Annotated in this window: 4 protein-coding genes and 1 pseudogene; 3 read left to right on the top strand and 2 right to left on the bottom strand. The window is 74.2% G+C overall.

Going from position 1 to position 3,621, the window contains the following annotated elements; genetic code table 11:
• Positions 1-85: 85 nt before the first annotated feature.
• Together ACIQOV_RS32570 and ACIQOV_RS32565 are read right to left on the bottom strand one after the other, a co-directional pair.
• The gene (locus ACIQOV_RS32570; RefSeq protein ID WP_401054317.1) at positions 86-805 is read right to left on the bottom strand and encodes an HAD family hydrolase; all 720 of its coding nucleotides are present in this window, start codon (positions 803-805) and stop codon (positions 86-88) included.
• A gap of 51 nt (positions 806-856) precedes the next feature.
• Complete coding sequence (locus ACIQOV_RS32565) at positions 857-1,474, bottom strand: helix-turn-helix domain-containing protein (protein WP_401054315.1); 618 nt, start codon at positions 1,472-1,474, stop codon at positions 857-859.
• A gap of 179 nt (positions 1,475-1,653) precedes the next feature.
• On the opposite strand from ACIQOV_RS32565, the gene ACIQOV_RS32560 reads away from it, so the two are divergent.
• The 3 genes and pseudogenes from ACIQOV_RS32560 to ACIQOV_RS32550 all read left to right on the top strand — a co-directional run.
• Positions 1,654-2,361, top strand: coding sequence for an SDR family oxidoreductase (locus tag ACIQOV_RS32560; RefSeq protein WP_401054314.1), 708 nt, complete (start codon positions 1,654-1,656; stop codon positions 2,359-2,361).
• Between the two features lie 103 nt (positions 2,362-2,464).
• Positions 2,465-2,887, top strand: coding sequence for a tautomerase family protein (locus ACIQOV_RS32555; protein ID WP_359906373.1), 423 nt, complete (start codon positions 2,465-2,467; stop codon positions 2,885-2,887).
• Positions 2,888-3,090: 203 nt separating this feature from the next.
• Positions 3,091-3,529, top strand: a pseudogene (locus ACIQOV_RS32550) (iron chaperone); the annotation flags it as partial.
• Positions 3,530-3,621: the final 92 nt, after the last annotated feature.

The raw sequence follows: 3,621 nt of genomic DNA, 5'->3' as shown, positions 1-3,621 counted from the left end.
CCACCAGCGGACGGCCGGCGGCCAACACGCCCCAGGGAGTGGGAAGTCGACCCGGCCGACTTCCCGTGCGCGGGGGCGGCCCGGGTCAGGCGTGGAGGGCGGCGGGCAGCGCGGTGAGGGTGTGCAGGACGTGGATGCCGTCGTCGACCGGGGCGGTGCGGGTGGCGGTGCGGTCGAGCCAGAAGGGGTGCAGGCCGGCGTTGCGGGCGCCGAGGGCGTCGAGGTCGTAGTTGTCGCCGACGTAGGCGACTTCGTGCGGGGGCAGGCCGAGGCGGGCGCAGCCGGTCCGGAAGATGGCGGGGTCGGGTTTGGCCTCGCCGGGCCGGTCGGAGCCGACGAGGGCGGTGTCGTCGAAGTGGTGCAGCAGGCCGGTGGCGTGGAGTTTGGGGCGTTGCTGGTCGATCGGGGCGTTGGAGACGATCCCGAGGCGGTGGGTGGGGGCGAGGGCGGCGAGGGTGGGGGCGGCGTCGGGGAAGGCGGTCCAGGCGGCGTTGCGGTGGGCGGTGTAGCCGGCGAACCAGGCGGCGGCGGTCTCGTCGGGCATGGTGGTGGTGTCCTCGCCGAGGCGGGCGAGGAACTGGCGGGCGCGTTCGCGCTGTTGCCCGGCGAAGGTCAGTTCGCCGGCCAGGAAGCGGGCGTACTGCTCCCGCATGACCTCGCGCCACAGCGTCACGGCGCTCTGCGGGTCGGGGGCGCGGTGCAGCAGGTCGAGGTGGTGCAGGTGGGCGAGGATGCCTGCCTGTTCCGAGCCCGAGTAGTCGAACAGGGTGTCGTCGACGTCGAAGATCACGCCTCTGATCGGCACGGTCCGTCCTTCCGCTGGTTCCGTCCGGGTCGGCCCGGTCACGTACGGACCCTATGCGGTCCGCGGCGCCCCGTCCCCGCCGGCCAGGCGGCGGCGGGCGGCGGTCAGGAACTCCTCGGACAGTGCGGTGTCGTCGCTGGCGCGGGCGAGCAGCAGCGCTCCGACCATGGTGGACAGGTCGGCGAGGGTCTCCTGCCGTCCGGCGCCTTCGGGCAGTGCGGCCAGGGCGTCGACGAGTTCGTGCAGTCCGGCGGTGTAGGCGGTGCGCAGGGGGGAGCCGGGTTCGGTGCGGGCGGCGTCGGCGGCCAGTGCGGCGGCGGCGCAGCCGTGGCCGGGGTGGTCGCGGTGGGGTTCGGACAGGTAGCGGTCGAGGAACTCGGCGCGGGGGGTGCGGTCGTCGCCGGGCCGGTCGGCGGGCTGGTCGCCGGGCCGGTCGGCGAGTCGTTCCATGGCTTCGCGGCGTTCGGTGAAGGCGGCGGCGAGGGCCTGGGCGAGGAGGTCGTCCTTGGAGGCGAAGTGCCGGTAGAAGCCGCCGTGGGTGAGTCCGGCGGCGGCCATCGCCTCGGGGACGCTGACCTGGTCGGGGCCCTTCTCCCGGATCAGGCGGGCGGTGTGGTCGATGACGCGGCGGCGGCTGCGTTCGGCCTCGGCGCGTGAGACGCGGGGCATGCCGCGGCTCCCTTCCTCGTGTCGGACGGCGGTGGTGTTCCCGGGCGGTGCTCCCGGGCGGTGCTCCCGGGCGGTGTTCCCGGGGTCCACTTTCCCATCCCGTTTAGATGATGGTAATAATCTAAACGCTGCGGCGCCGCCAGTCACGGCCGTGCCGCCCCAAGAGCGAGGAGATGCGCATGACCGTGATCGAAGGCTCCACCGTCCTGGTGACCGGGGGCCTGCGCGGCCTGGGCCGGGCGTTCGTCTCGGAGCTGCTGGCGCGCGGCGCGGGGAAGGTCTACGCCACCGCCCGCACCCCCGCCCCCGGCGCCGGCGGCGACCCGCGGGTGGAGGTCCTCGCCCTGGACGTCACCGACGACGCCTCGGTGGCCGCCGCGGCCGCCACCGCCGACGACGTCGACATCGTCTTCAACAACGCCGGCGTCCTGCACCCCGGGCCGCTGCTGACCGGTGACCTGGAGGAGGTCCGGGCCACCTTCGAGACCAACGTCCTCGGCCCGCTGCGCGTCGCCCGGGCGTTCGCGCCGGTGCTGGCCGCGCGCGGCGGCGGCGCGCTGGTGGACATCCACTCGCTGCTGTCCTGGGGCGCGGGCGCCGGGGCCTACGGGGCGTCCAAGGCGGCGCTGTGGTCGCTGACCAACTCCCTGCGCCTGGAGCTCGCCGCCCAGCACACCCAGGTCCTCGGCGTGCACCTGGGCTTCGCGGACACCGACATGGTCGCGGCCCTCCCGGTCGAGAAGGTCCCGCCGGCCGAGGTCGCCCGGATCGTGCTGGACGCCCTGGCGCGCGGCGAGAGCGAGGTCCTCGTCGACGACGCCACCCGGGCCGTCAAGGCCGCCCTGTCCGGGCCGGTGGAGGGCCTCACCGTGCGCATCGGCCGCTGACCCCCGCGCCGGGACCGGCGCACAGGGCCGACACGCACCGACGCACACCGACACCAGCACGCACCGACACCGACACCGACGCCGACACCGAGGAGCACACCCCATGCCGCTGTGGCACGTCTACCACCCTCCCGGCACCTACACCCCCGAGCAGAAGCGTCAACTGGCCGGCGACGTCACGGGGTTCTACACCCGTATCGGGCTGCCGAGGTTCTACGTCATGACCCTCTTCCACGAGATCGCCGCCGACTCCTTCCACGTCGGCGGCGAACCGGCCGACAGCGCGGTGCGCATCGTGGTCGAGCACATCGCCCGCCACAACGCGGACCCGCAGGCGCGCCGGCACACCCGTGAGAGCCTCGCCGCCCTCCTCGCACCCCACACCGCCGAGCGCGGCCTGTACTGCGAGTTCCACATCGACGAGACGCCCCAGGACCTGTGGATGACGGACGGCATCGCCCCGCCCCCGCCCCGCAGCGAGGCCGAACGCGCGTGGGCCCGCGAGAACCGGCCCCTGCCCTACTGACCCCACTGCACCTCACCGCCACCGGAGGCGGTACGGCGGAGCGGGAGGCCCACCGGCACGGGCCTCCCGCTCCGCCGCTTCGTCGTGCGCACACCACCTGCCGGCACCGGCACCGGCACCGGTATCCGACGGACCCTCCGCCGTGTCGGAGGCGGGCGCCAAGGTCCCTCCCGAGATCGCACGACAGCACGGAGGGGTTCGGCATGAGCGGCAAGCACGAGGGCTTCTCCGCCGAGGAGCGGGCCGCGATGAAGGACCACGCGCAGGAACTGAAGACGGCCGCGCGCCGGGCCTCGCAGACGGAGAAGGCGGCCGAGGCGCCGCGGGACGTGCTCGCGAAGATCACGGAGATGCCGCAGGGCGACCGGGTACCGGCCGAACGGGTGCACGAGGTGGTCACCGCCGCCGCTCCCGCACTCGCGCCCAGGCTCTGGTACGGGATGCCCGCCTACGCGCTGGAGGGCAGGGTGGTGTGCTTCTTCCAGAGCGCGGAGAAGTTCAAGTCCCGCTACGCCACGCCGGGTTTCAGCGACGAGGCGCAGCTGGACGAGGGGCCGATGTGGCCGGTCGTACTTCGCGCTGACGGAGGTGACGGCCGAGGTGGAGGAGCGGATCGCCGAGCTGGTGAAGCGCGCGGTCGGCCGAGGCGTCGGATCGGCAGAGCAGCAGAACAGGGGGATCAGGCGTCGAAGCGGATCTCGGGCCAGCGGGGCGAGGGGGCGTCGAGCAGGGGG

The sequence above is a fragment of the Kitasatospora sp. NPDC091257 genome, from assembly GCF_044757675.1.
Taxonomy (GTDB): domain Bacteria; phylum Actinomycetota; class Actinomycetes; order Streptomycetales; family Streptomycetaceae; genus Kitasatospora; species Kitasatospora lactacystinica.
The sequence above is the reverse complement of the archived record's forward strand: the minus strand, read 5'-3'. Positions and strand labels throughout refer to the sequence as shown.